The sequence below is a fragment of the Moraxella tarda genome, assembly GCF_035181405.1.
Lineage (GTDB): Bacteria > Pseudomonadota > Gammaproteobacteria > Pseudomonadales > Moraxellaceae > Moraxella.
The window spans coordinates 375381-398037 of record NZ_JAYGGV010000002.1; the positions used below are offsets into that span (position 1 = coordinate 375381).

23 protein-coding genes and 2 tRNA genes are annotated in these 22657 nt (G+C 42.8%); 14 read left to right on the forward strand and 11 right to left on the reverse strand.

Going from position 1 to position 22657, the window contains the following annotated elements:
* Window positions 1-220 precede the first annotated feature (220 nt).
* From purD to ppk2, 3 genes are all read left to right on the forward strand, one after another.
* Window positions 221-1498 (forward strand): phosphoribosylamine--glycine ligase, encoded by a 1278-nt coding sequence (purD, locus tag U9670_RS04235; RefSeq protein WP_323841550.1) that lies wholly within the window; start codon window positions 221-223, stop codon window positions 1496-1498.
* Window positions 1499-1566: 68 nt separating this feature from the next.
* Window positions 1567-2925: an ABC1 kinase family protein gene (locus tag U9670_RS04240; protein ID WP_323841551.1), complete on the forward strand. Its 1359-nt coding sequence runs from the start codon at window positions 1567-1569 to the stop codon at window positions 2923-2925.
* 175 nt (window positions 2926-3100) lie between these two features.
* A complete protein-coding gene (ppk2, locus tag U9670_RS04245) occupies window positions 3101-4189 on the forward strand; it encodes a polyphosphate kinase 2 (RefSeq protein ID WP_323841552.1) in 1089 nt (362 codons plus the stop codon).
* A gap of 176 nt (window positions 4190-4365) precedes the next feature.
* Here the strand turns inward: ppk2 and U9670_RS04250 are convergent, their stop codons facing one another.
* The 6 genes from U9670_RS04250 to U9670_RS04275 form a co-directional block, all read right to left on the reverse strand.
* On the reverse strand, window positions 4366-4689 hold the full coding sequence (locus U9670_RS04250) for a 2Fe-2S iron-sulfur cluster-binding protein (RefSeq protein ID WP_323841553.1): 324 nt from the start codon (window positions 4687-4689) through the stop codon (window positions 4366-4368).
* 80 nt (window positions 4690-4769) lie between these two features.
* Window positions 4770-5900, reverse strand: coding sequence for a class Ia ribonucleoside-diphosphate reductase subunit beta (gene nrdB / locus U9670_RS04255; RefSeq protein WP_323841554.1), 1131 nt, complete (start codon window positions 5898-5900; stop codon window positions 4770-4772).
* Between the two features lie 168 nt (window positions 5901-6068).
* On the reverse strand, window positions 6069-6938 hold the full coding sequence (locus U9670_RS04260; RefSeq protein ID WP_323841555.1) for an EamA family transporter: 870 nt from the start codon (window positions 6936-6938) through the stop codon (window positions 6069-6071).
* Window positions 6939-6968: 30 nt separating this feature from the next.
* Window positions 6969-7853, reverse strand: coding sequence for a tetratricopeptide repeat protein (locus tag U9670_RS04265; RefSeq protein ID WP_323841556.1), 885 nt, complete (start codon window positions 7851-7853; stop codon window positions 6969-6971).
* Window positions 7854-7958: 105 nt separating this feature from the next.
* Window positions 7959-9206: an O-succinylhomoserine sulfhydrylase gene (locus U9670_RS04270; RefSeq protein ID WP_323841557.1), complete on the reverse strand. Its 1248-nt coding sequence runs from the start codon at window positions 9204-9206 to the stop codon at window positions 7959-7961.
* Window positions 9207-9393: 187 nt separating this feature from the next.
* Window positions 9394-10326, reverse strand: a complete 933-nt coding sequence (locus tag U9670_RS04275) for a branched-chain amino acid transaminase (RefSeq protein WP_323841558.1) — start codon at window positions 10324-10326, stop codon at window positions 9394-9396.
* Between the two features lie 193 nt (window positions 10327-10519).
* On the opposite strand from U9670_RS04275, the gene U9670_RS04280 reads away from it, so the two are divergent.
* On the forward strand, window positions 10520-11359 hold the full coding sequence (locus U9670_RS04280; RefSeq protein WP_323841559.1) for a threonine/serine exporter family protein: 840 nt from the start codon (window positions 10520-10522) through the stop codon (window positions 11357-11359).
* On the forward strand, window positions 11359-11811 hold the full coding sequence (locus U9670_RS04285) for a threonine/serine exporter family protein (RefSeq protein WP_323841560.1): 453 nt from the start codon (window positions 11359-11361) through the stop codon (window positions 11809-11811). Before U9670_RS04280 ends, U9670_RS04285 begins: the two co-directional genes overlap by 1 nt.
* A 95-nt stretch (window positions 11812-11906) precedes the next feature.
* On the opposite strand, the gene U9670_RS04290 is transcribed toward U9670_RS04285, so the two are convergent.
* The 3 genes from U9670_RS04290 to U9670_RS04300 are packed head-to-tail and all read right to left on the reverse strand — an operon-like array spanning window position 11907 to window position 18074.
* Complete coding sequence (locus tag U9670_RS04290; protein WP_323841561.1) at window positions 11907-13487, reverse strand: efflux transporter outer membrane subunit; 1581 nt, start codon at window positions 13485-13487, stop codon at window positions 11907-11909.
* Window positions 13488-13506: 19 nt separating this feature from the next.
* Window positions 13507-16641, reverse strand: a complete 3135-nt coding sequence (locus U9670_RS04295) for an efflux RND transporter permease subunit (protein ID WP_323841562.1) — start codon at window positions 16639-16641, stop codon at window positions 13507-13509.
* 8 nt (window positions 16642-16649) lie between these two features.
* Entirely contained in the window at window positions 16650-18074 is a 1425-nt protein-coding gene (locus tag U9670_RS04300; RefSeq protein WP_323841563.1) for an efflux RND transporter periplasmic adaptor subunit, read from the reverse strand.
* 381 nt (window positions 18075-18455) lie between these two features.
* Between U9670_RS04300 and U9670_RS04305 the strand changes: the two genes are divergently transcribed.
* Together U9670_RS04305 and U9670_RS04310 are read left to right on the forward strand one after the other, a co-directional pair.
* Window positions 18456-18529, forward strand: a tRNA-Cys gene (locus tag U9670_RS04305).
* A gap of 19 nt (window positions 18530-18548) precedes the next feature.
* Window positions 18549-18635: transfer RNA gene (locus U9670_RS04310), tRNA-Leu, on the forward strand.
* Window positions 18636-18697: 62 nt separating this feature from the next.
* Here the strand turns inward: U9670_RS04310 and U9670_RS04315 are convergent.
* Together U9670_RS04315 and U9670_RS04320 are read right to left on the reverse strand one after the other, a co-directional pair.
* Window positions 18698-18901, reverse strand: coding sequence for a hypothetical protein (locus U9670_RS04315; protein WP_323841564.1), 204 nt, complete (start codon window positions 18899-18901; stop codon window positions 18698-18700).
* A 78-nt stretch (window positions 18902-18979) separates the two neighbouring features.
* The gene (locus U9670_RS04320) at window positions 18980-19192 is read right to left on the reverse strand and encodes a hypothetical protein (protein WP_323841565.1); all 213 of its coding nucleotides are present in this window, start codon (window positions 19190-19192) and stop codon (window positions 18980-18982) included.
* 428 nt (window positions 19193-19620) lie between these two features.
* On the opposite strand from U9670_RS04320, the gene U9670_RS04325 reads away from it, so the two are divergent.
* The 7 genes from U9670_RS04325 (at window position 19621) to U9670_RS04355 (ending at window position 22629) form a co-directional block, all read left to right on the forward strand.
* Window positions 19621-19998, forward strand: a complete 378-nt coding sequence (locus U9670_RS04325; protein ID WP_323841566.1) for an HK97-gp10 family putative phage morphogenesis protein — start codon at window positions 19621-19623, stop codon at window positions 19996-19998.
* Window positions 19999-20064: 66 nt separating this feature from the next.
* A complete protein-coding gene (locus U9670_RS04330) occupies window positions 20065-20862 on the forward strand; it encodes a hypothetical protein (RefSeq protein WP_323841567.1) in 798 nt (265 codons plus the stop codon).
* A 166-nt stretch (window positions 20863-21028) separates the two neighbouring features.
* Window positions 21029-21376, forward strand: a complete 348-nt coding sequence (locus U9670_RS04335; protein WP_323841568.1) for a gp17 family tail completion protein — start codon at window positions 21029-21031, stop codon at window positions 21374-21376.
* An 11-nt stretch (window positions 21377-21387) separates the two neighbouring features.
* Window positions 21388-21522, forward strand: a complete 135-nt coding sequence (locus U9670_RS04340) for a hypothetical protein (protein WP_323841569.1) — start codon at window positions 21388-21390, stop codon at window positions 21520-21522.
* Complete coding sequence (locus U9670_RS04345) at window positions 21510-21818, forward strand: hypothetical protein (RefSeq protein ID WP_323841570.1); 309 nt, start codon at window positions 21510-21512, stop codon at window positions 21816-21818. Before U9670_RS04340 ends, U9670_RS04345 begins: the two co-directional genes overlap by 13 nt.
* A gap of 137 nt (window positions 21819-21955) precedes the next feature.
* On the forward strand, window positions 21956-22291 hold the full coding sequence (locus tag U9670_RS04350; RefSeq protein WP_323841571.1) for a phage tail assembly chaperone family protein, TAC: 336 nt from the start codon (window positions 21956-21958) through the stop codon (window positions 22289-22291).
* A 20-nt stretch (window positions 22292-22311) separates the two neighbouring features.
* Window positions 22312-22629, forward strand: coding sequence for a phage tail assembly protein T (locus U9670_RS04355; RefSeq protein ID WP_323841572.1), 318 nt, complete (start codon window positions 22312-22314; stop codon window positions 22627-22629).
* The last annotated feature ends 28 nt before the right edge of the window (window positions 22630-22657 follow it).

Genomic DNA, 22657 nt, shown 5'->3' on the forward strand with positions numbered 1-22657 from the left:
AAACACATTATTATTTTTTTATTTGCCCGTTTTTGATTTGGCTGATTATTTATTTGATTGTTGATGTATTTTATGTTAAATTCTGCAAAATATGAGTGATGATTTTATAGACATTACATCAGTTTTGTTAAAGTTTTTACACCATCGACTTTTATATTTATATCCAATATTCACACTCAAAACTTTTATTCATTTAAGTTGATCAGTTTAGGAAAGTTTTATGAACATTCTTGTACTCGGCACGGGCGGTCGTGAACACGCACTTGCATGGGCGTGTGCCAAAGACAGTAAAGTAAATACCGTGTTTGTTGCCAAGGGCAATGCAGGTACAGCAGGCGAACCAAAATTACAAAACATCAATCTGGATATCACCGACCATCAGGCCGTGATTGAATTTTGCCAAAATAATCACATTGCCTTTGTACTCATTGGTCCAGAAGCACCATTGGTAGCAGGTATTGTGGACGACTTACAAAAAGCAGGAATCAGAGCATGGGGGCCAAATCAATATTGTGCCCAGCTTGAAGGCTCAAAAGCATTTGCCAAAGACTTTATGCAAAAAGTTGGTATTCCTACCGCTTTTTATGCGGTTTTTAGCGACACAGATTCTGCCAAAGATTTTATCAAGAAAAAAGGTACGCCGATTGTCATCAAAGCAGATGGGCTGGCAGCAGGCAAAGGCGTGATTGTCGCCATGAACGAACATGAAGCATTTGCAGCCATTGATGATATGTTGTCAGACAATAAGTTTGGCGAAGCAGGCAGTCGTGTGGTGATTGAGGAATTTTTACAAGGCGAAGAAGCATCTTTCATCTGCATGATTGATGGCGACAATATTCTACCAATGGCGACCAGCCAAGATCACAAACGCATTTTTGAAGGTGATACGGGAGCAAACACAGGTGGCATGGGGGCATACAGCCCTGCTCCTGTCGTTACCCAAGAAGTACACGATAAAGTCATTGAGCGTATCATTCGCCCTGTTGTAGACGCCATGAAAGATAATGGCACGCCTTATACGGGCTTTTTGTATGCAGGCTTAATGATTGATGAGCAAAATGACCCTTATGTGATTGAGTTTAACTGCCGATTTGGCGACCCTGAAACTCAGCCAATCATGATGCGTCTCAAAAGCTCTTTGGTGGATTTGATTTGTGCAGGCCTTGAAGGCAAGCTACCAAGCCAAGCTGACTGGCATGAGCAAGTCGCCCTAGGCATAGTGCTGGCAAGCCGTGGTTACCCAGAAAGCAGCTCAAAAGGCGATGTCATCACAGGTCTTGACCAAAGTTTTGACGATGTCAAAGTATTTTATGCAGGTGTCAAAATTCAAGATGGGCAAATCGTCACCGATGGCGGGCGTGTGCTATGTGTAACCGCTCTGGCAGATACCATCAAAGATGCCCAAAGCAAGGCGTTGCAGGTCTGTAATACGATAGACTTTGCTGGCAAGCAATATCGCCGTGATATTGGCTGGCGTGCCATTGACCGCCAAAACTAATGACACAAATTTTCACAACATAAATTTTATCGCTCTTTTTAAACGCCAACGATAATCAGCCAAAAACAATGAACAAGCCAATAAACAGCCTAAAAACCTCACCCTTGCAACGCCGACTTTCTATTGCAAAAACCTCTTTCAATCTGGGGGCAAATTGGGCAAAAAGCGGTGTGTCTGGCTTGTTTTTGAGTAAAGAAGAAAAAGAAGCTCAAAAACACATTTTATTACAAGAACAAGCTGATTATCTGGTGCGTGAGTTGGGCAAATTAAAAGGTTCGGTGGTAAAAATCGGACAAATGTTGGCACTATATGGCGAGCATTTTTTACCCAAAGAGGTTGTTAATGCTTTGCACACCTTAGATGCCAACACCACTCCTTTGTCATGGCACATCATCTACGAGACCTTAAAAAACGAGCTTGGTGAGCAGGTGCATGACTTTGAGATTGAGCGTACACCAATCGGTACGGCAAGTTTAGCCCAAGTGCATAAAGCGGTGCATAAATTCAGCGGACGCACGGTGGTATTAAAAGTGCAATACCCCAATGTTGCCAACGCCATAGATTCTGATCTTGCGATTTTTAGACAACTGCTTAAAATCACCAATGCCGTGCCACAGACTAAGGCCCTAGACGACTGGTTTTTGGAAATAAAGGAGCTGTTACATACCGAGGTAGACTATCAAAAAGAAGCCGACACCACCAAACGATTTGCTCAATATTTGGCGAATGATGAGCGTTACATCGTGCCGACCATCTATGATAATTACAGCACCGACCGCCTAATTTGTATGAGTTTTGAACAAGGCACCCCTTTAAATGATGCACGCCTACTACAACTTCCCCAAAACCGCCGAAACGCCCTAGGCCAAGCGGCAATTGAGATTGTCATTCGTGAGTTGTTTGAATGGGGAGAGATGCAAACCGACCCAAATTTTGGCAATTATTTGGTACGCATTGATGATGACGGCATAGACAAGCTTATCCTACTGGATTTTGGTGCGGTAAAACGCTTTGACAATCACCTATTAACCATCGCCAAAAACTTACTTACCGCAGGGTATCATCAAGATAAATCAATGATGAAAATCGCCATGACAGGCTATGATTTTTTTGATAGATTGACAGGTAAACCTAAAGATGACATGGCGGATGTATTCTTGCTTGCTTGCGAGCCATTTTCTGATAAATCCCTGATTGATAAGCAGTTTATTGATGAAAATGACCTATATTTGTGGGCAAATAGCCAGCTTTATGGTCGTGTTATGGCAAGTGCCAAAAATGGCATGACATCAATAGAATTTAGCCTACCCCCCAAAGAAATGATGTTCATCAGCCGCAAGTTCATTGGTGCATACGCCTTACTTGTCGCCTTAGATGCACGCACCGATAGCAATACATTAATCAAACCTTATCTCAATCAACCATAGACACACTACATAAAACACACTATTGAAAAAATATTTGTAGCAATCTTCATCATTCATCAAAATTTTAGATGTATGTATCAAATGAAATGCCTTGTCAGACCGCATAGAAAATGATAATATGAAAATGAAAAAGAAATAAAATTTTAACTTTTTTCATTTTCATCAGGAGTATGCCATGTCAGCTGACAGCAATATCACCATTAAAACCACAAAGGCTCAACGCACCACCAAAACTGAGCCAAAAACCAAAAAATCAGTGACGCCAGACACTGCCAGTCAGCTTGAAAACTTATTAATACACGCAACACCTGATGATTTGATAGAAGTAGAACAACTATTGAGCAAATACCTACCGACAACTGCCACGCATCAAATCACCAACCAAATTCGCAATAATAAATCCAAAGACACACAGCTTTCAGACAATTGGCGTGAAGGTGGTTATCCTTACAAGCATCGCCTAAGCCGTAAAAATTATGAAGCACAAAAGTATAAGCTACAAATTGAGCTGTTAAAGCTACAACATCACATCAAGACCACAGGTCAACGATTGGTCATTATCTTTGAAGGTCGTGATGCGGCGGGCAAAGGTGGCACCATTAAGCGTTTTATGGAACATCTCAATCCTCGTGGAGCAAGGGTTGTTGCCTTAGAAAAACCAACAGAACAGGAAAAAGGACAGTGGTATTTTCAGCGTTATGTACAGCACCTACCTACCGCAGGCGAGATTGTTTTATTTGACCGCTCTTGGTATAACCGTGCAGTGGTTGAGCGAGTCATGGGATTTTGCACCGATATAGAATATCAAACTTTCATGCATCAGGTTCCTGAGTTTGAAAAGCACCTCATTGAGTCTGGCATTCAGCTGGTAAAATTTTGGTTTTCGGTATCACGAGATGAGCAAAAAGCACGCTTTGCAAGTCGTGAGAACGACCCACTCAAACAGTGGAAACTTTCACCTGTTGATAAGGCCTCATTAAACAAATGGGACGATTATACACTTGCCAAAGAAGCCATGTTTTTTAATACCGACACTGCTGAATCACCTTGGATTGTCATCAAGTCCGATTGCAAAAAACGCGCTCGTCTTAATGCCATGCGTTATGTGCTCAATAAAATCAATTATGAAAACAAAGACACTCGTCAAATCGGCAATATTGACCCTCTGATCGTTGGTCGTGCTGGTGCATTGTACGAAAAAGATGAACGCACCGATTTGTCAGTAACTTCCGCCAGAATCACCTTGGCAACCAAAAACAACTAAGATCAACAAATCTAGACAGATGATTAACAAAAATACCGCTTCATGGCGGTATTTTTTGATACTTAAAAGGTCAGCCCCAATAAGTCATCACATATCACATCAACTTTGATTTATGAACACACTCTTTTGATGGCATTAGATCACTTGTATTTAGCAGATGGTACATTTGCCATACTTTAAATGGTCAGCCATGACTCTGCGCTTTTATCCTCAAATAAAGCCAGTTGCTCGGCATCGGTCTTAGACGCATAAGTCACACACACCGTACCCATAGGGCAACAACAACACGCCAACACCTCATCATCATCAAGCATGGCAATCGGCGTACGCACCATTTTTAAGGCACCAGTTTTAGCAGTAACTCGCATCTTGCATGAGCCACAATACCCCTGCTGACATTCAAAACGCACCAGCTCATGCTCTGTACGCCTCATACCTTCCAATAGCGTCTCATTATCATGCAAATAAAAACGCATTTCATCAGTGAATACCCAACCCATATCAACCCTGCTTTTTGCACAATGTTCAATGATTTGATAGTTGCATTACCATTCATACACAGCGATTGTTAACAATCACTTTATAGCTCAAAATCATCTAAATCCACATCATCTAAATCGGAGTCAATTTGACCAACCAAATAGGTAGTAATTTCTGTCTCTTGTGGGGCAACTTGCACATTATCTGACGACAACCACGCATTAATCCAAGGAATCGGATTGGATTTGGTATCAAAAATTGTCGGCAAACCAATCGCTGCCATGCGTGTATTGGTAATGAACTCAACATATTGGCATAAGATGTCTTTATTCAACCCAATCATCGAACCATCTTTAAATAGATATTCTGCCCATGCCTTTTCTTGGTCAGCGGCACTTTTAAAAATCTCTATCGCCTCTGCCTCACACTCTTTGGCAATCTCAAGCATTTCAGGATCATCACGACCTGTACGCATCAGATTAATCATGTGCTGTGTGCCATTAAGATGCAGTGCCTCATCACGAGCAATCATCTTTATGATTTTGGCATTACCCTCCATGACTTTGCGTTCAGCAAAAGCGAATGAACAAGCAAAAGACACATAAAAGCGAATCGCCTCTAACACATTGACCGCCACAATGCACAAATACAACTTTTTCTTCAAATCTTTTAGCGATACATGTATGCTCTCACCACACACCGTATAAAGCCCTTCTCCATGCAAATCGTACAACTGTGCCGCACAGTGTAGCTCATCATAATAGCGTGCAATGTCGCTGGCACGCTCTAAGATATGCTCATTATCAATAATGTCATCAAAAATCTTAGCAGGGTCGTTGACGACATTACGGATAATGTGCGTATAGCTACGAGAGTGAATGGTTTCAGAAAAGCTCCAAGTTTCAATCCAAGTTTCAAGCTCAGGGATAGAAACTAGGGGTAATAGCACCACATTTGGGCTACGACCTTGAATGCTATCAAGCAGGGTTTGATATTTTAGATTTGATAAAAAAATATGCTGTTCATGAACAGACAATTCAGCAAAGTCAATACGATCACGACTCACATCAATTTCCTCTGGTCGCCAAAAAAATGACAACTGCTTTTCAATCAACTGCTCAAAAATTGGGTGTTTTTGTTGGTCATAACGAGACACATTGACAGGTTGCCCAAAGAACATGGGTTCTTTTAAAACATCGTTTTTGGTTTGGCAAAAAATTGAATAATGCATGAGTGGTTTCCAAATGACTTTAAAATGATTTCAGACGAAGCAAATTAATATAACAACATATGGTATATTATTTTATTAATTACACATTATATAGTGTTAAATTTCGGATAATTTTAGCATATTTTTTTTAATTTCGCATGGTTTTTTTAATAATAAATCTCAATAAACTCATGAGCGGATTTTCTTTGCACCAAAGACATGAATCAGCAAAGAAGCCATGACCACCACAATCCCCAGCCAGTGCCAAGCGGTTAATTGCTCAGCCATAAACAACATACCCGCCAATAGTGCCACCACAGGCACAAAAAGTGCAAGGGGCGTTACCTGACTGGCAGGATAGCGTAGCAGTAAGTAGCCCCAGCCACCATAACCCAAAAGGCTTGCAACATAAGCTAAATACAGTATGCTTAGCCAACCCAGTGGTTTTAAATTGGCAATCTGCACGCCCACGCCATCAGCACCATACAGACACAATGAGCCAGCAGTAAACGCCACAAATGTCGATAGATTGCCCCAAACAACAAGCGATATTGGATTGACATTACCCAATTTCTTGACGACAATATTACCCAGTGCCCACGAAAACGACCCTGCCATCACGACAAAAAGCCCAATAACCGCCATTTCGCCTTGAAATTGCCCCACACCAATCAAAAACAGGCCCACTGCCGCAATCATCATGGCAAAAAAATGATGGCGACGCACCCCTTCTTTAAAAACCAATGCCGCCAAAATCACCGTAAAGAACACCTGACTTTGATGCACAAGGGCAGCAAGCCCTGTTGGCACACCCATAGACAATGCCAAAAACATAAAAGCAAATTGCCCAAAGCTAATCATCAATCCATACAGTATCAGCCATCGCCACAGCAAAGGGGGACGAGCCAAAAAGAAAATGGCAGGCAAAAGTAAAAAGGCAAATCTAAGCATGCCCAGCACCATCGGCGACACATCAAACAGAGCAATCTTCATAAAAATAAAATTAATGCCCCATATCAATATCACCGCAATTGCAATTAACCAGTCCTTGTTAGCCATATTTCCTACTTTTTGGATTCAGTAAGTTTTTTAGTGATGTCCGCCTTCCATCTGATTTAAAAGCTTAAAAGCAGGTTCGTGGTTCTTGGCAGATTGTCGCAACCAATCTTTTGCCAAATTCTCATCCTTTGCAACCCCCTCACCTTTTAGATAACAAAGTGCCAATTGGTATATGGCAGGCTCAAAGCCCAAATCGGCAGCTTCTTTAAAATAAGAAAACGCCCTCACCAAATCCTGTGCCACACCATCACCATGCTGATAACACACCGCCAATTGATACTTAGCTTCCAAAATACCACTTGTTGCCGCTTTTTCAAAATAAGCCATCGCCTTAGCATCATCTTGAGATACGCCACGCCCCATACGGTAAAGATTGCCCAAATTCAAATACGACAAAACAAAACCCTGACCAGCCGCTCTCTCATACCAATCGACCGCCAAACGATCATCTGCTGGCACACCCACACCGTGTTCATACATCAAAGCAATGTTATGGCAAGATTCAGCATAATCCTGATCAGCGGCTTTTTTGTACCAGTCAAACGCCACTTGATGGTTTTGGATAACCCCAAAGCCATGATAGTACATGACACCCAAGTTGTGGCAGGCCTTAACATCGCCTTGATTGGCGGCTTTTAAAAAAAGCTCATGCCCTTTTTGATGGTCTTGTCGCACTCCAAGCCCATTGCAGTGCATGACCGCCAAACTACGCTGTGCATCTGCCAGACCAAGCACCGCCGCTTCAAGTAATAATGCTACTGCCGCTTCATGCTCACCGTCTTGGTGTCGTTGTGTGGCCTGCTCATACAGTGCATTTGCTTTTTGCAAGTCGGTATCATCATGCTTGGTTGGTTTGATGATGTCTGCAATGGAATCATTTTGTTTTGTTTTGAATAATTTATCTAAAAAGCCCATGGGTTAGTTCTGCTTTGCACTCAAAAGACATCATTATACTTGAAAAATTGATTGGACAATTGATAAAAAATAATTCATCAAAAACCAAAAACAACCATCAAGCAACTATAAACTATCCAAACCACGCTGTAAATCCTTGATAATATCGTCCACATTTTCAAGCCCCACCGACAAGCGAATCAGTCCGTCATTCACGCCTGCATCTGCTCGTTGCTGTGGCGTCATTCTAAAATGCGTGGTGGTGGCAGGGTGGGTGATGGTGGTTTTGGCATCGCCCAAATTATTGGTAATACTAATCATTTTGGTATTGTCAATAATATGCCACGCACTATTTTGGTCGGCAACTTCAAAGCCAATAATCGCCCCAAATGCTCCGCCTGCCACTGGCAAATGACTGTGCTGGCGTTTGGCAAGTTCGTGGCTTCTGTGCTCTGTTAGCCCTGAAAAATGCACTTTTTTGACTTTTGAGTGATTTTGTAAAAACTCGGCAACTTGATTGGCATTCTCACAATGGGCTTTCATTCTTAAAGACAAGGTTTCAAGCCCCTTTAACAGCACCCACGCATTAAAGGGCGACAAGCTAATCCCCCCTGTTCGCACCACGCCAAAGGCTTTTTCCATAAGGGGGTCAGAGCCAACCAACGCCCCGCCCAGCACACGCCCTTGACCGTCAATGTATTTGGAAGCTGAATGAATGACAATATCCGCCCCAAGCGTCAAAGGCTTTTGAATGGCAGGGGTGGCAAAACAGTTGTCCACAATCAATAACGCCCCTTTGTCGTGGGCGATTTTGGCAATCGCTGTAATATCGGCAATTTGTGCCAAAGGATTAGACGGCGTTTCTAGGTAGCACACTTTGGTGTTGTCCGTCATCGCATTTGCCCAAGCGGTATTGTCAAAGCAGTCCACATAGCTGACTTCCACGCCAAACGCACGAAAGTAAGTGTCAAACAACGCCACCGATGAACCAAACAACTGCTTGGCACACAGCATATGGTCGCCTGCTTTGAGATACGCCAAGCACATCGTCAAAATCGCCCCCATACCGCTTGCGGTCGCCACACAGCGTTCGCCTTGTTCAAGCAGTGCAAGCCGTCTTTCAAAGGCACGCACAGTGGGGTTGGTATGACGACTGTACACATTGCCTTTTTTGTTGCCATTAAAATGGTCGGCAGCGTCCTGTGCGTTTTGATAGACATAGCTACTGGTGGCAAAAATCGCCTCGTTGTGTTCGCCCTCGTCCGTGCGATGATAACCGCCACGCACGGCAAGCGTTTGCATCGCAAAGTCAAGGCTTGGGTCTAGGCAGTCAGATTGCCAGTTTAAATCCAATTTGTGGTCAAAGTTGCTCATATTTTTTACCTTAATCATATCTAATGACACTTAAGTTGCGTTGATTTATTTTGTCTAATTGCGTTTTAGACCATCTCTTATGATATCATAAATTCAATCATGAGGTTTTTCTAATTGACATAAAAGCATCATACATACAACAAAAAAGACGGCACTTTTACCGTCTTTTTTTGAACACCGCCATTCATCAGTCATCAATGAATGACAACCAGTGCTTATACTTGTCATTACGACCTTGTACCACATCAAAATAAAGACTTTGAAGCTGTTCGGTAATTTCACCACGAGAGCCATTACCAATCACACGGTCATCATATTCACGGATTGGCGTCACTTCCGCCGCCGTACCTGTCATAAAAATCTCGTCAGCAAGATAAAATTCATCACGAGTAATGCGACGCTCAACCACCTTAATGCCCAAGTCATGGGCAAACTCAATCATCGTACGGCGTGTAATGCCATCAAGTGCACCACCTGCCAAATCTGGGGTATGCAATTCACCATTTTTGACCAAAAACAGATTTTCTCCAGAACCTTGACAGACATAGCCCAACGGGTCCATCAAGATGGCTTCATCATAGCCTGCCTTGATGGCCTCTTGATTGGCCAAAATAGATACAGGGTAATTGGCGGCTGCTTTTGCTTTACACATCGTTACATTTGGGTGGTGGTGCGTATAGCTGGAAGTTTTTGCACGGATACCATTTTTAATGCCATCTTCGCCAAGATACGCACCCCAATGCCACGCTGCTACTGCTGCATGAATGGTGTTATCCTTGGCGGCTATACCAAGCTTTTCAGAACCCACCCAAATGAGCGGACGAATGTAGGCAGATGCCAAGCCACTTTCACGCACCACATCTTTTTGGGCTTGCACCAGTGTCTTGTGATCATAAGGTACATTTAATTGAAAAATTTTTGCCGAATTTAATAAGCGTTCGGTATGCTCATGCAGACGAAAAATTGCCGTGCGACCATCTGGCGTCTCATAAGCACGCACCCCCTCAAATACCGCCAAACCATAGTGCAAGCTGTGCGTCAAGACATGAACTTTGGCTTGTGATTGCTCAATGATTGTACCATCTAGCCATAATTTACCAGGATTGGTTGCCATATTCATAGCTATTCCTTAAAGTTTATTATAAACAAAAATAGAAAAATAAAAGAAATAAAATATTGTCAGATGATTATAGCTACCCTTAATAGGTTTTGCAATGATTTTTAGAAAAAATTCAACTTTTTATCATGACTTTTTCAAGATTTACCCTTACAATATTCCCTTTATCCCAAACCAAAAATGAATGACCATTTTTATGTCAAGCTTAAATCAGGCGAAGACACGCCGCTTACCCTATATTTCTTATGAAGAACAACAACGCATCACCAGAGTGTGCGTGCGTTGTGCGTTATTGTTCATGCAATATGGTGGCGAATCAGCGGTGGTAGTTGATTTGACCAAACGACTTGGCAGATCACTTGGTGTGAGCGGTGTTGAATGCGCCTTATCCTTTAATGCCATCACCTTGACAACACTGTACAATGGACGCTGCATCACAACCGTAAGAAACACCATTCATCAAGGCATTAATGTGAGCATTTTAGTGCAGATTCAGCAGATTGTCATGCACGCCGAAACCACCGCCAAAAACGAGCAACTGATTGATGAAGTTGAAATTCAATTTGACAACATTAATCGTACCACTTATTCCAATCATCTGATGTCTTTGTTTGTTGGTTTATCTTGTGCGTGTTTTGCCTACTTAAATGGTGGCAACTTCATCATCGCCATCATTACGCTGATTGCAGGGTTTTGTGCCATGCGAACACGCTTATATCTATCAACACATCATTTTAATCCATTTGTGGTAGTGATTATTACCGCATTTGTCGCAACAGTCTTGGGGGCATCTGCATATTTTTTGGATTTAAATGGTCTGGTAACATTGGGTGATACCGCCGACATTGCAGTAGCATCAAGCGTGCTACTACTTGTACCCAGCTTTCCAATCATCAATGCCTTATCTGACATTCTTAAAGGGTATATCAATATGGGTTTGGGTCGCTGGGTATTTGCCACCATGCTGACCCTGTCTGCTTGCGTAGGCATTGTTACCGCACTTATTTTACTACAAATTCCACATTGGGGGTTGTGATGTGGTTGATTTACGATGTTTTGTTATCCTCTGTCATTACGCTTGGTTGGTGCTTAATGTTTGCCCTACCAAGTCGCTATATCATATATTGCCTTATCATGACATCACTGGGTTTTGGCACAAAAACCCTCATGGTTAATCATGGCGTACATTTGGCGGTGGCGACTTTTTTTGGTGCCATGCTAGCAAGCTTTTTGGGCGTATGGTTTGCCCAAAGATTTCGTTTGCCCCCAAAAGCACTCATCGTACCTAGCGTGATTTGTCTCATGCCTGGCATTGCCGCCTACAAGGCGATGGTCAGTATGGTGCAGATTGGTTATTTTGGTTTTAATATGACGCTATTCACCACCATGATGTCTTATTTTTTTGATGCAACTTTTGTCATTTCTGCACTGGTGCTGGGCTTATCCATTCCAGGGATTTTATTTTATCGCAAAAGACCCATTGTCTAATCCCATAAACACCCAACTTATCTTAAACAAGACATATGATAAAAACATAAAAAAAACGCCCAACAAATATGGGCGTTTTTTTGATGATGAGATGATTAAGGGTGATTGGCAGACTTAGTAACATTCGGCACAGGCTGTACCTCTTGATTCTTTGGTAATGATGTCTCATTAACCGCTTGTGCCTGTTTTTGCTCATTGGTTGCCAATTTGTTAACAAGCATGGCTTGGCGTTGCTGATTGATGTTGGCAATTTGTTCGGTGGTCAAAGTTGCACCGCCACCCAATGCTCGATACAGCTCAATTTGACTGAGTATTTTTTGCAATTGTAAATCCAAAATGCTTTGTTGATTGGTAAATAAAGAACGCTCGGCATCAAGCACATTCAGATAATCGTCCAAACCCGAACGAAATCGTGCATGGGCAATCTGGTAGCTTTGCTGATAATTTTGTTGTAGCTTATACTGCGATTCTAGTTGCTGACCAAGCGTAGCACGAGATGCCAACACATCATTGACTTCTTTAAAGGCGGTTTGAATGGCTTTTTCATAAGAAACAAGTGCATTTTTTTGTGCAATTTGTGCCATCTCATGGTTAGAACGGCGTACACCTGCATCAAAAATTGGTAAATTAATTGCAGGTCCCACCGACCAACCAAAGGCAGTAGATTGTAGTAAATTGGTCAGACTAGATGAGCTAAAACCTAAATTGCCAGACAGGCTAATTGACGGAAAATAGGCAGCACGAGCGACATTGATGTTTGCCCCTGCTGCTTTTAAAGTATGCTCAGCTTGCATGATGTCAGGTCGGTAATACAAAAGCTCACTTGGCAGACCTGTACTAAATAATGCCTGCGTGGTGATGTGATGCACCGCCATGTCTGGCATTAATTCATTGGGAATTGGCATGCCTAACAGCACTTGCAAAGCATTGCGTGCTTTCAAGATGCCTGTATCGGCTTGATAAATCACCAATTTTGTTGCCTCTAATGACGCTTCGGCTTGTAGGCTTGGCAAAATAGCATCAATACCAGCCTCAAAACGCTTTTTTGTAATGCCAAGTGAATGTTCACGAGTTTTTAGCGTCTCAATGGCAAGCTGTCGCTGAGCCAAAGCGTAGCTTAGATTAACATAGCTTTGAGCAATGCTGGCGATGAGTGAAATTTGTACCGTGTCTTTGGCAGCATTGCTCGCCAAATACTGATGCAAAGCTGCCTCTTTGGCATTAGCAATTTTGCCCCATAAATCCAGCTCATAACTTGCCATGGCCAGACCCACGCTATAACCAGCACTTGGATTACGGTTTACCTGATTAGGAAGACTTGCTCGGCCAGACACTCCCAATCTTGGCATAGTGTCAGCAGATTTGATTTGGTACTGTGCCTGAGCATTTTGGATAGCAAGCACAGCTTTTTGCAGGTCTTTATTGTTATTTAGACCAATCTCAATCAGCGACTTTAATTTATCATCAACATAAAAATCTTGCCAACGCATTGCTGCCAGACTTGACGTCTCAATGCTACTGACAGTGTCATTATCCAAAACCCGATAGGCCGTATCCATTGCCACATTTGGCTTGGCAACCATGATTTGATTTGACTTAGACATTGTACTGCACGCTGAAACTGCCAATGCCAGCGATGAGAATGCCAATAAGCGAATTGTGTTAGTTTTTTTCATAAAATCTCCTTGTCTTTATTTATTGACCATCAACTTTGGTGGTTTTGATTGGGAATAAAGAACGCACCCAAATATAAAACATTGGAATAAATAGCACACCCAAGAAAGTTGCCGCAATCACGCCACCAAGTACGCTTGTACCAACAGCATTTTGACTGCCAGAGCCTGCACCCGTAGCGATGGCTAGTGGCACAACACCCATACCAAAGGCAAGTGATGTCATGATGATTGGGCGTAAACGCTGACGAGCAGCCTGCATGACAGCCTGCTTTAAACCATGCCCTGCTTCTTGCAGTTCTTTGGCAACTTCAACAATCAAGATGGCGTTTTTGGCCGACAGTCCAATCACCGTCAATAGACCGACTTGTAAATACACATCATTATCAAGACCACGAAGCCATGTAAAGACAATCGCCCCCAGCACACCCAATGGCACAACAAGCATCACCGAAAACGGAATCAGCCAGCTTTCATACAATGCTGCCAAACACAAGAACACCACAAAAATAGAAATGGCGTACAATAGCAGTGCTTGCGAGCCTGATTGTTGCTCTTGCAAGGTCAAACCTGTCCATTCAAAACCAATACCATCAGGCAACTGACTGGCAATTTCCTCCATTGCAGCCACCGCCTCACCATTAGATTTGCCTATCGCTGACGACCCCTGAATGCCCATACTTGGCAAGCCATTATATCGATTCAAAGTTGGCGGACCATAAGTCCATTCACTTGTTGAGAAGGCATCAAAACCAATCATATTGCCGCTACTATTACGCACATACCATTTACCAATGTCCTCAGGTGTGGTGCGTGAGCTTGGCTCACCTTGCATATACACAGATTTTATACGGCCACGATCCACAAAATCGCCAATCTTGGCCGAACCCCATGCTGTTGAGATGGTGCGGTTGATATCGCCAATGGACAAGCCATAAGCCAACGCTTGGGCATGATTGACATTCACTTTTAATTGCGGTGCATCTTCTTGACCACTTGGACGCACGCCCGCCAAAATCTCTGGCTTTTGTGATGCCATGCCAAGTAGCATATTGCGAGCTTCCAACAGTGCAACATGACCCACACCCCCTGTATCTTGAAGCTGAAAATCAAAACCGCTAGAATTACCCAAACCTTGAATAGATGGGGGTGCCAGTGTATAAACATTGGCTTTGTTGTACTGAGTCATAAAATACCCCATCGCTCTACCAGCCACGCTCTTTGCATCAGAGTTAGGTGCTTTACGCTCACCCCAGTCTTTTAAACGAATGAACGCCATGCCAGTATTTTGACCCTGCCCCATAAAGCTAAATCCAGTAATGGTAAACACAGACTCAATATTATCTTTTTCTTGACTGTTAAAATAAGCCTCAACATCATCAAGCACCGCTTGGGTGTCTTTGATGGTTGAACCCACGGGGGTTTGTACCACAGTAAATAACACGCCTTGGTCTTCATCTGGAACAAACGATGTTGGCAAACGCATGAACAACAAACCAAGCACCACGATGATCAGTGCATAAATAACCCCAAAAAGCCATTTCGCCTTAAAAGTTTTGCCAATAAAATTTTCATACCTAGCACTCATCATACCAAACATACGATTAAACCAACCAAAAAATCCAGTTTGTTGATTGATGCTTTTGGGTGGTTGGCGTTTTAAAATGGTAACGCATAACGCAGGGGTAAATATGAGTGCGACAATCGCCGACAAACTCATCGCTGCAATCAAAGTAACGGCAAACTGACGATAAATCACGCCCGTTGAACCACCCATAAACACCATGGGTACAAAGACTGCTGACAAAATCAAGGCAATACCAATCAATACTTTGCTGATCTCGCCCATTGATTGAATGGTGGCGTCCTTGACCGACAAGTTAGGATTCTGTGCTAAAATACGCTCAACATTCTCTACAACAACAATCGCATCATCCACCAACAGACCGATAGCAAGCACAAGTGCAAACATGGTTAAAATATTAATGCTAAAACCCGTCGCATAAAGCACCGCAAATGTTCCCAAAATAACCACAGGCACAGCAAGTGTTGGAATGATGGTCGCACGCCAATTTTGCAAAAATAAGAACATTACCAAAAACACCAAGATGATCGCCTCTGCCAATGTCTTGACAACCTGATTGATAGACAAATGCACAAAAGGCGTGGTATCGTATGGCACAACAGCCGTCAGCCCTTTTGGGTAGTTTTTGGCAAGCTGGTCAAGCCTGTCTTGCACCGCTTGGCGTACCTCCAAGGCATTAGCACCTGAGGCAAGCATGATCGCCAGACCTGCCGCCTGTTTGCCATTATACAGTGAGTTAAAGCCGTAGCTTTGTGAACCCAATTCAACATTGGCAACATCTTTTAGGCGAACCTGAGCACCGCCAGCATCAGTTTTGATGAGAATTTCTGCAAACTCCTCGGCACTTTGCAGATAGCTTTGCACCGTAATTGTCGCATTGATCACCTGTCTTTTTTCATCAGATGGTACTGTCGCCAACTGCCCTGCTGAGACTTGGGCATTTTGCGCAGAAACAGCAGCAATGATGTCAGATGGCATTAATGAATAAGCACGCAATTTTTCTGGATCAAGCCAGATACGCATTGCGTACTTAGAACCAAAAACATTAACGCCACCCACACCATTGACACGGCTGATTTGCTCAACAATGTTTGAGTTAAGATAGTCAGCAATGTCCGTTTTATCCATGCTTCCATCTTCAGAAACATACGCCACAACCATCAAAAATGATGACGACGATTTATTAACCGTCAAACCCTGTCGCTGTACCACTTCTGGTAATGATGCGGTCGCTGATTGCAGTTTGTTTTGTACTTGTATCTGAGCAACATCTGGATCTGTACCGCTTTCAAAAGTAATTTGAACCGAGGCCAAGCCTTGTGATGATGAGCTTGATGACATATACATCATGCCATCTAAGCCTGTCATTTGTTGTTCGATGACCTGCGTTACTGAGTTTTCTACTGTTTGGGCATCTGCACCTGGATATATGGCACTGACAGTTACAGTTGGTGGTGCAATTTGAGGATACTGGGAGATTGGCAGTTTTAACACCGTAAGCACGCCAACAAGCATGATTAAGATAGCAATCACCCATGCAAAAATTGGTCGTTTGATAAAATATTTAGACATAAATGCTCCTATTTTTTCTTAGGCGCATCAACAGCGTCTTTCATCGGTTCGTCAGTTTGTCTTTTTTGATCCAAGGTAGGTGCCATCACACTATTTTGACCTTGAGGGTTTGCTTGCATCATTGTACTTTGTAAAGCAGTTGGGGTGTTGGCATTTTGTCCAGATGGTAGGTATGGACGAGTCTCAACCACTTGATCTGGACGAACTTTTGCCCCACCAACAATCACAACCGTATCTCCGTCTTGCAAGCCATCAGTAACAACCCATTGTCCATTAAATGTACCCGCTGTTGTTATCGCACGGACTTCAATTTTCTTTTGGGCATTAACAACATACGCTTGCATTTCGCCTTTTGGCGTACGAATGATGGCACTTTGTGGTAATAGTGCAGCATTACTGACAGCAGACTGTGCTAAGTTAGCATTGACATACATTCCTGGAATGAGCACGCCATCTGGATTTGGAAATACTGCACGAATTTTAACCGTACCTGTAGCCTCATCAATACTGACATCAGACAGTATGAGATGACCGATGATTGGATAAGCCTGACCATCTTCTAAGATGATTTGAACCTCAGGACCACCCTCAACCGCCCTACCTTCGGTGATTTGCTGGCGTAGGCGAAGCAACTCAGAAGATGATTGACTGATGTCCACATAAACATAATCGGTGCGAGAGATGGTTGCCAATGCATTACTCTGATTGGCAGAAACTAATGCACCACCAGTTACCGCAGAAATGCCAATCCGACCACTGATTGGTGCCTTAACAATGGTACGACTATAATCCAATTCGCTTGCACCTAGGCTGGCTCTTGCACTGTTAATGGCAGCATCTGCACTGTTAATACTTGCGTTAGCCTGAGCGACGGTCGCTTTTGCCGCCTCAACATTAGCTTCCGCGGTACGCAACGAGGTTATGGCTTGGTCGTAAGATTGCTGAGAAATCGCATTCACCTCCACCAACCCTTGAAGCCTTGCCAAATCAGCTTTTGCCTGAGCTAAAACCGCTTGTTGTGCCATCAAGGTTGCTTGTGCTTGTGAATACACAGCACGAGCATTTTGAGCGGCTGCCTGAGCACTGGCAACCGATGCCCTGCCCGACTCAATGGCACTGACATAACTGTCTGTATTGATGCGGTAAAGTGGCTGGCCTGCACGCACAAAACTGCCTTCATGAAATAACACTTCATCAATAATACCCGTAACCTGCGGGCGTACTTCAGAAGTCTCAACAGCAGTCACTCGACCAGAAAATGTCTTATTAACAGGAATAACACCCAAAGCTACTTTTTGTACATCAACAACCACTGATGGCATTTGCTGATGAGCCACCTCCTGTTTTGCTTGGTCAGACTGACCACAAGCTGTCATCAACGCCATACCAGCAAATATTGCAACAATCGTTACTACACGCAAGTTTTGTTTCATAAACACCTTATTTTTTAGTTCATTCATCACATTTATTAATAAAAAGCTTAATTAACTGGTTTTAATTTTATTAATATAGTTTTACGACTTTGGTTTTTAATTGGTTGCAAAATGATCACCGCAAGTAAGTAAGCAGAAAAGCAAAACCCTAAAACCACGCAAAACCCTTAGTTATTATACTTTAAAAAATACACAAAATTTGAATTTTATTTAGTTTTTGGCCAAAAATCCATGTTGTATTTTTAGCCAAAATGTGTACAAAACAGATATTTTTTGATTGGCTTTAGGTAAAATTTGGCAATTTGTATCGAATTTTAATTTTTTTTAATAAAACTACTTGCATTTTTGAAAAAAAATGCTAGAATATCGCCTTATTAAACAGGCTGGATGGCAGAGTGGTCATGCAGCGGACTGCAACTCCGTGTACGCCGGTTCGATTCCGACTCCAGCCTCCATAATTTTTTAAGACCATCTGCCCGGGTGGTGAAATTGGTAGACACAAGGGATTTAAAATCCCTCGCTCTTACGAGCGTGCCGGTTCGAGTCCGGCTCCGGGCACCATTATTCTGCTTTAAACCCCTGATTATTCAGGGGTTTTTTGTTGTCTCAACGGTTACAATTAATCACCAAGACAAAGATCGCACCTTATCATTATCCGCCAAGCTCTCCCACACTTGTTCATTGACAGTGATTTGGCTGTTTTGATAATAAGCATTAAATCCACCCTCTTTGACAAAGTTTAATGTCAGATTTGGATAGTGCTTTTCTACCACACCCATATAAGCATCAAACAATGCTTTGACAGGTGCAATTTTTTTGACGAGCATCAATGGCTTTTTTGATGTCTTTGGTGTTAAAGATTTTGGTGGTCTGAACTGACTTAGAATTTTCTTGTTGCTCAATTTCTAAATCTTTGAAGCCTTTTGCTCTTTGAGCTGTTTTAGTTCCTCCCACAGCGGTTTGACTGCCATACTGACCTCTGTGGTCGTTTGAGTCTGTTTGATTTGTTTGGGCAGATGACGGTATTTTTGTTGCAGCTGCTTGGGTGCTTGATGGTATACGCCCATCATCGTTTGTTTTGCTAACTCCAGTATTTGTGCTCTGCTTATGTTGCTCATTGGTTTTGACCTCCATTATTGATTTAGCAAAGCTATCTATTTGCCCCAATAGCTCTTTGTTGAGTTGTTTAAGTGCCCGCCTTATTACACTCTCACTGGTAGATATAGCAACCAGTTCATGTGGGTATGCTGTAGTTGCATAGTTTAGTCTATCACGCACATATTTGAACTGCAACGGCTTTGGCGGGCGAATATAGGGGCGTAAGACTTTTGGTGGAACAAAACTTGGCCGATACGGGCGAGTTAAAAGACAGTATTATCAGCTGTGCCAGTGGTCATACCGATTAAATCGGCATAAATCTTATCAACACCTTCAAAACCAAATATCGTGCTATTATGTGCACAGAGCTACTTTGATAGCCAAAACCCCAGTTTGACGACTGAGGTTTTGTTTTGAATATTATTAGAGTTTTGGTCTTTTGTCTTTGATGGCCTCATTAAACTTGTTTTTGCGGAATGTATTTAACTTGCTAGGCAGGCTGACTGACACCACCAAAGCAAAAGAACCGCACCAAATGCAATATCAAGGCAAAACCATCACCGTCATGCCTGGCTTGTTAAAATCCGCCATTCGCCGAAAGCGTGTCAAGGCTCGTTATTATCAGCATGGAGCGGCGGTGATGATTTTTGTGGGGCGTGGCAGCAAACAAAAAATCTACCCCAGATATTGGCATTTTTTGGAAAAAGGCACAGCCAAAATGCCAGCCACACCCTTTCTCCGCCCTGCCTTTGACAATAACAAAGACGAGGCAGTTGAGCGATTTAAGGCTCAACTTGCCAAAAACATCAAAAAGTACACTGACTAGGCTTGATTTTTGGGTGAGTATTGGTTATTTTATGTTGTATATTTGCTTATTTTTAAGGAGTGCAAGATGAAAAAACTGTTATTAACCAGCGTTTTGGCGTGTTTGAGCGCCACCACCTATGCAAATTGCAATTATGATCAAATTGCTGGAGATGCATATAGAGTTACTGAAACCACAGGAAAATACATGAGCAATTCTTTTGTTCTGTCTGAGAAAACAAGTACGTTTACGCACTCTTTAAGCAACAAAAATTATTTAGATTTTGTTAATACTGATTTAAAAGTATTAAAAACCAATGTACCAACAAAATACACTCAAGATTTTTACAAGTTGAAAACTAGGAACATTGCAATTGGTGGCAAGCCGTACAAGAGAAACCTTGCAGGCACGACCGAATTTGTCACGCCATCGTGTAAAACCATTTATTATAAAGACAACTTGCCGTCTGTCGATTTTCGCAAAGCTGATGGTAGTAAGCTGACAGACCAAGATGTGCTACATATCTTTGGCAAATCGCTCACACCGATTACCATCAAAGCAAGATCGAAATATGATGAATTTGATGGTATGTACAGCTTATCGACAGATTTATTTAATGATTACTATTTGCTAAGAGGTAACTACAGCAAGAGAACTGGCAAACTTGTAGTATTGCAGATTTATCTGATCAATAAGTCAGTCACTGGCTGGATGCATTTTAGTGCAGCAAGAGACACGAATGGAAACTCTTACGACATTAGCAAAATTGACTCAGATGCAGATTGTAGCTTGTCAAGTATGGGCTTGCCTTGTACCAGCATCGAAACTGTCGGCATTAACATTAGCGAAGAGCTACTACGCAAAAACCAGAGGGATTTAAACTAAAACTGTACGGCAAACAAGAAAAGGTTATCGAAATATCCCCAGAAGTCATCAAGCCGTTTTTGGCGGAGTTGGACAAAATTAAGGCAGATTGATCATTGTCACCCAAATCCAAAACCCACCCTTATTGGTGGGTTTTTTATTACCTAAAATTATCCAAGGAAGACCCATGAACGCAAGCACCCTACTTTACACCGCCCTATCGCCTTTGGTCGCAGGTCGTGTTTATCCGCACCTGATCCCAAAGACGGCAGACGACACGCCACCTTATGTGATTTATCAGATCATCAGCACAATGCCCATTACCACGCTGGACGGCATCACAGGACACGAACGGGTGCGAGTGCAATTGGACGCTTATCACAGCGATTATGATGAGCTGCTTGCCTTGTATGGCGAGATTTTAGATAGATTTGATGAGCTGCCCATGAGTGAGCATGACGGCACTCATTTTAGTATTGATGAGGGCTTATATCGTGCCAGCATTGATGTATTTTTTAACCACCAAGCCAAATAGGAGAATCTTTTATGGCGAAAAATGTTGCAAACCTGCTAGACAGTTATTACACCTTGTCTGTATCCGCTGATGGGCAGGCATTTAAAAAGGTAGAGCATTTACAAAATGCGGTGTTCCCACCGAAGAAAAGGTCATGGACGAGGTAACCGCCACTGATGATAAACGCACGGTCAAGGCAGTTGTTGATTTTAAAGAAGAGTCTGAGATTGAGTTTGAGCTGGTGCATGAACCCCAAGACGAAGGTCAAACCATCATCAACACCGCCTTTAAATCAGGGGCGGAGCTGACCTTTAAGCTGGAATTTGTTAAAGCCACAAGCGAATCTCGTCAGTTTAAGGGGATCATCTCAAAGCTTGCCTTGGATAACGAAGACACCAAGAAAAAACTGCGTAAAACAGGCACGATTTCTATCACAGGCGATGTGACGGTGATTGGTGGCTGATTCTACCTAAAACAAAACCCCAAAAGCGGCTAACTTTTGGGGTTTTTATTCAATCCTTTTGGCGTAGAAAAGGATTGAATATGCTTGAAATTATAGCAGAAATTTTAAATCAAGTGAATATTAAAAAGGAAACCCTTATGAAAAACTCTTTAAAAGACACCCTAATCCGCCAAATCCAAGCGGTCAATCAACCTGTCGCCCTAGCCCTTGATGGTGTTGACACGCCCCTATTCGTCCGCCGTATCAATGTTGGCGAGCAGGCACATTTTGCCAAACTTGCTGACCAGCCTGATCAGCTGTCTGTGGCGATGGTCAAATATGGCGTGTGCGATGAAGATGGCGAGCGAATCTTTGACGACAAAGACGACAAGACAATCCTAGCACTAGACGCCAAAGTGGTCGGTCAAATCATCGAAGCAGTGAGCCGTGTGAACTTCGGTAAAGAAGTGGACGAATACGAAAAAAACTCATAACCGACCCTAAGCGTCGGTTTTTGTTTAAACTCGCTCTTGCTCTGGGGCGGACGGTGAGCGAGCTTGAAAGAGGTTTGTCTTATGATGAGCTTATCGAATGGCAAGCCTACGACCGCATCGATCCGTTCGGTGGGTTTAGGCAGGATTTGCAAACCGCCTATTTACTCTATGCCAAAGCGGGCGGTACAAATTGCACGGTTGCTGACTTTTTGCCCGTTGATCCCAATCCGATGATAGATGAGATGCGAGAAGAATACGAGCAGTTCAAAAAAGAGCAGGAGCTACAAAGGCAAAGTGAAGCCTTAATGCGTATGTTTGATCGGCTTGAAAAGGCGTAGGGATTAGGGTATGATGAGATGAGCGTTT

Bases quoted from the DNA above. Each gene is read 5' to 3' on its own strand.
- purD (WP_323841550.1), top strand. From the start codon at position 221: ATGAACATTCTTGTACTCGGCACGGGCGGTCGTGAACACGCACTTGCA.
- U9670_RS04240 (WP_323841551.1), top strand. From the start codon at position 1,567: ATGAACAAGCCAATAAACAGCCTAAAAACCTCACCCTTGCAACGCCGA.
- ppk2 (WP_323841552.1), top strand. From the start codon at position 3,101: ATGTCAGCTGACAGCAATATCACCATTAAAACCACAAAGGCTCAACGC.
- U9670_RS04250 (WP_323841553.1), bottom strand. From the start codon at position 4,689: ATGGGTTGGGTATTCACTGATGAAATGCGTTTTTATTTGCATGATAAT.
- nrdB (WP_323841554.1), bottom strand. From the start codon at position 5,900: ATGCATTATTCAATTTTTTGCCAAACCAAAAACGATGTTTTAAAAGAA.
- U9670_RS04260 (WP_323841555.1), bottom strand. From the start codon at position 6,938: ATGGCTAACAAGGACTGGTTAATTGCAATTGCGGTGATATTGATATGG.
- U9670_RS04265 (WP_323841556.1), bottom strand. From the start codon at position 7,853: ATGGGCTTTTTAGATAAATTATTCAAAACAAAACAAAATGATTCCATT.
- U9670_RS04270 (WP_323841557.1), bottom strand. From the start codon at position 9,206: ATGAGCAACTTTGACCACAAATTGGATTTAAACTGGCAATCTGACTGC.
- U9670_RS04275 (WP_323841558.1), bottom strand. From the start codon at position 10,326: ATGAATATGGCAACCAATCCTGGTAAATTATGGCTAGATGGTACAATC.
- U9670_RS04280 (WP_323841559.1), top strand. From the start codon at position 10,520: ATGTCAAGCTTAAATCAGGCGAAGACACGCCGCTTACCCTATATTTCT.
- U9670_RS04285 (WP_323841560.1), top strand. From the start codon at position 11,359: ATGTGGTTGATTTACGATGTTTTGTTATCCTCTGTCATTACGCTTGGT.
- U9670_RS04290 (WP_323841561.1), bottom strand. From the start codon at position 13,487: ATGAAAAAAACTAACACAATTCGCTTATTGGCATTCTCATCGCTGGCA.
- U9670_RS04295 (WP_323841562.1), bottom strand. From the start codon at position 16,641: ATGTCTAAATATTTTATCAAACGACCAATTTTTGCATGGGTGATTGCT.
- U9670_RS04300 (WP_323841563.1), bottom strand. From the start codon at position 18,074: ATGAAACAAAACTTGCGTGTAGTAACGATTGTTGCAATATTTGCTGGT.
- U9670_RS04315 (WP_323841564.1), bottom strand. From the start codon at position 18,901: ATGCTCGTCAAAAAAATTGCACCTGTCAAAGCATTGTTTGATGCTTAT.
- U9670_RS04320 (WP_323841565.1), bottom strand. From the start codon at position 19,192: ATGAGCAACATAAGCAGAGCACAAATACTGGAGTTAGCAAAACAAACG.
- U9670_RS04325 (WP_323841566.1), top strand. From the start codon at position 19,621: ATGGCCTCATTAAACTTGTTTTTGCGGAATGTATTTAACTTGCTAGGC.
- U9670_RS04330 (WP_323841567.1), top strand. From the start codon at position 20,065: ATGAAAAAACTGTTATTAACCAGCGTTTTGGCGTGTTTGAGCGCCACC.
- U9670_RS04335 (WP_323841568.1), top strand. From the start codon at position 21,029: ATGAACGCAAGCACCCTACTTTACACCGCCCTATCGCCTTTGGTCGCA.
- U9670_RS04340 (WP_323841569.1), top strand. From the start codon at position 21,388: ATGGCGAAAAATGTTGCAAACCTGCTAGACAGTTATTACACCTTGTCT.
- U9670_RS04345 (WP_323841570.1), top strand. From the start codon at position 21,510: ATGGACGAGGTAACCGCCACTGATGATAAACGCACGGTCAAGGCAGTT.
- U9670_RS04350 (WP_323841571.1), top strand. From the start codon at position 21,956: ATGAAAAACTCTTTAAAAGACACCCTAATCCGCCAAATCCAAGCGGTC.